This window comes from Raineya orbicola, assembly GCF_002843425.1.
Classification (GTDB): Bacteria; Bacteroidota; Bacteroidia; order Cytophagales; family Thermonemataceae; genus Raineya; species Raineya orbicola.
Genome location: NZ_NKXO01000074.1, coordinates 1 through 3,438 on the forward strand (window position 1 = coordinate 1; position 3,438 = coordinate 3,438).

The 3,438-nt window shown below is 34.4% G+C and carries 2 protein-coding genes; both read right to left on the reverse strand.

What is annotated here, in order from left to right; genetic code table 11:
- Positions 1-70: 70 nt before the first annotated feature.
- Positions 71-1,705: a cysteine peptidase family C39 domain-containing protein gene (locus Rain11_RS13525; protein WP_165778154.1), complete on the reverse strand. Its 1,635-nt coding sequence runs from the start codon at positions 1,703-1,705 to the stop codon at positions 71-73.
- Positions 1,659-2,987 (reverse strand): radical SAM/SPASM domain-containing protein, encoded by a 1,329-nt coding sequence (locus Rain11_RS13530; protein ID WP_101359903.1) that lies wholly within the window; start codon positions 2,985-2,987, stop codon positions 1,659-1,661. Before Rain11_RS13530 ends, Rain11_RS13525 begins: the two co-directional genes overlap by 47 nt.
- Positions 2,988-3,438 lie beyond the last annotated feature (451 nt).

The following is a 3,438-nucleotide window of genomic DNA, read 5'->3' on the forward strand; positions in this document are numbered from 1 at the left end:
AGAGGTAATTGACTCATATGATTAAATATTTAAAAAGTACAACTCAAAGTTAATCATTTTTTCAATTACCCTAAGTTTTTTTATTTAAATCCCTTGAAAACAATAAGTTAGACTTATAATTCACGTTATTTTGTAAAATTGTGTGATGTGAATAGCCCGGATAATGAAAAGAAACGTTTTGTAAAACAATACTTTGCACTTTTTGAGGCACAATGTATTCTTTTTCAGGCAATTTTTCAGGGTTTTGCTCATACACCAAACCTAAACGAGTTTGAGCGATTTTGAAGTCTTGCAGGTCGTCAAAGCTATAAATCCACTCATTGATAGGAGCATTTAACTGCCCAATAATGTAAGATGCACTCATCAAAACCCCCAAAGAAAGTTCTTGCTGGGCAACAATGAAATAAGCACAAATGGCTACAACTGCTATATCTTTAAGTTTACTCAGAAGCGAAACACCCGTATTTTGATATAAATTGAGCCACAAATTTCGCCAACGATGCTGATTGAGTTTTTGGATAAAATCTAAAATCTTCTGTATCACTCGTTGATGCCCTTGCTGAATACGTAGTTCGGGCATTTTCATTACAAACTCATACAAATTGTTATTAAGTTTGCTTTCGGTAAGAAAAGACGCATAATTGATAGCCTTACGTTTTTTTAAAAAAAATAAAACCCAAATAGCCGAAAACAAGGTTATTGAAAGATACACAAAAAATACTATCGCATTAAGTTTGTAAAGCAAAGCTCCAAAAACTAAAATATTCAGCAGTTGCAGAAGCAGATTTACAACTCGCCAAGTTACAAATTCTTGTACAGTAGCCAAGTCTTTAAGTTTGTTAAGTGTTTCTGTACTGATGCGGGCATCAAAATAGCTTAATGGTAAAGTAGATAAGTAGCGAAGTAGCTTTTCCTGCAAGCCTACCGAGAGCGTAAGATTAAAACGTGTAAGAATAACCATACTCCACGAGTCGGCAATAAAATTGCCTAAAAAAAGAGCCATTTGAGCCATCAGCAACCACGTAACCCGCGAAAGATTTTGAGCCAAAATGCCTTCATCAATAAGTTTTTGGAAAATTTGAGGCGAGTACCAGTTAAAAATCATTGTCAGCAATATCAGCAGAATGCCTGCTACATAGATAGTTTTCTTTTGCCGAATAAATTGCAAAATCTGTGAAACAATTACTTTACCACCTTGAAAAGTGATTTTAGGTAGAGAAATAGTTGTTTGTGGGGCTTTATTCTTGAAAATAAGCATTAAGATGCCTTTGGGCTGTCCGTAGAGCCATTCAGAGGCAAATTCAGTTTCTGAAAGCCTTACTCTACCATATGCAGGGTCTAGGAGATGAAATTCAGCCTCTTTTTTCTTGTTCCAAACAATTTTTTCTAAAACTACATAATGGTCTTGCTTCCAAAACAAAATACAAGGCAAAGGTACTTGCCTAATTTCAGCAAGAGTAGCTTTGTAAGAAGACGCCTGCAAACCTAATTTTTCTGCTACTTCCTCCAATTGCTTAATAGAAACCCCTAAACGAGATAGACTGCCCATCAAGCGAATTTGCTTGATATTTACTTTTATGCCGTAATAACGAGCAATCATTGCAAGACAGGCGGGTCCGCAATCGGAACTTTCCAGCTGTGGTATAAAAGAAATTCGTTTAGGCAGTAGCAAGTTCCAGATTTTTAGCCAGTAAGATTTGCTCAATATGTTGTAAAATGATTTTATCTTTTTCTCTTTCGTCTCCATTATGCACACAATAATCTATCCCCCAATGTTCTAAAGCCTGTTGAGAGCAACCGCCATTGCAAATCGGCTGAATACGACATTCCAAACAAGGTTTGTTATGAAATTTGATATTCATTCGCTTTTCAAGATGGTCATTTTCCCATATGATTTTTCCTTCGTCAGTTAAAAAGCCTACTCTATTTTCTTTGGTGAAATCACGGGCAGTACATTTATAGACATCACCATTATAATTGAGAACAGCACTATAACGTTTATCGGCATAACAAGAATTTACGACTGCATCAGTAGCTCCTTGTTCTGTTGCTAAAAAACCATTATTTCTGATAGTGCCTAATACTTCGGGCAGTTGAGTATCTACTAATTCGCTAGGTTTATTATCTTGCCAAACTCTGTGAAAGCTAAAATGCAAGTTTTCTCGGAATTCTCCATCTACGTCATTAAAATCATTGGGTACATCTTTTACGGAAATCAGATTTTCTTCGGTGTAATTGATACGAACCCCTACACTAAAACCTGCATAAGCAAGTTGCTTGATATTAGCGACAATTTCCTTGTAAGAACCTTTGCTAGCACTTACAAAACGTACTTTATTGTGTTCGGTTTCGTTGCCATCAAGGGTAATTTGGAAAGAAGGATACAAATCTCTTTGCTTAAAAAACTCAATAAACTTTTCATCAATCAAATAACCATTGGTAGTAAAGTGTAAAATTAGTTCAAGGTCTTTTTCTTTGCAAACTTGATGTGCATACTCAATGATAGGAACAACATCTTTTTCAAAATACAGCAGAGGCTCACCACCGAAAAAACCTATGATAAAACGTTGTAAATCAGGCATTTCATCAATAGTATTTTTGATGAACTTTTGAATTTTTTGGATACCTTCCTTGCTCAATCTTGAATTTTTGATGTGCGTTTCATAACAATACCAACACTTAAAATTACAATTCATTGTAGGATTGATGGTTAGTTCAAATTGTGTGGGATTGTTATCTATGCGTTGAACTTTTTCTTTCAGAAGGGCAAGTTCATCAACTTCATCGGCTATGATAAAATGATGCCTACAAAGATACTCATAAAATTGTGGATGAATTTCTGAAAGTTCTTGCACTCCATAATGAGCCGCACTTTCTAGCAAATCTTTAAGCAATGGCTCTATAAATATGAGTTTTTTGTTAAAAGTATTGAAAAGGGCATACTTTGCCTTGTAAGGCACTATGCTATTATAGCGACTTAATTTCATAATAGTAAAGATTTAAGTTACATCAAAATTTAGCAGGGATTTACACAAATCAATGTATTAGTTTTCTTTTTTTGAGGCTTCTCTTTTTTTTCTTTCTTCTCCTTTTGGATAGTGTCTTTGGGATTATTTGTCTTTTCGCAATTTTGAGTGCAATTGACGTTGTAACAACGTTTATTTGTAAGCAATTCCAAAGAAATTTCAAAAGTTGAAAACTCAAGACATTCAGAAAAACCTCCACACAAGGAGAGTTTTTCTCCAATAGTGATTTCTTCTATTTTTAATGACTTCATTTCAGTCCTCCGACAAAATTTTTAGTTTGAAAAAGTAAAAAAAGAGCCATATAATTGTTGAGAGAAAAAACAAAGTTTATATGGCTCACACACAAGGGAAAGCTTTACGCAAAGGTAATGAAATGTTAGCTGTTTTGCAAAAATATTTATCAGATTGGCAT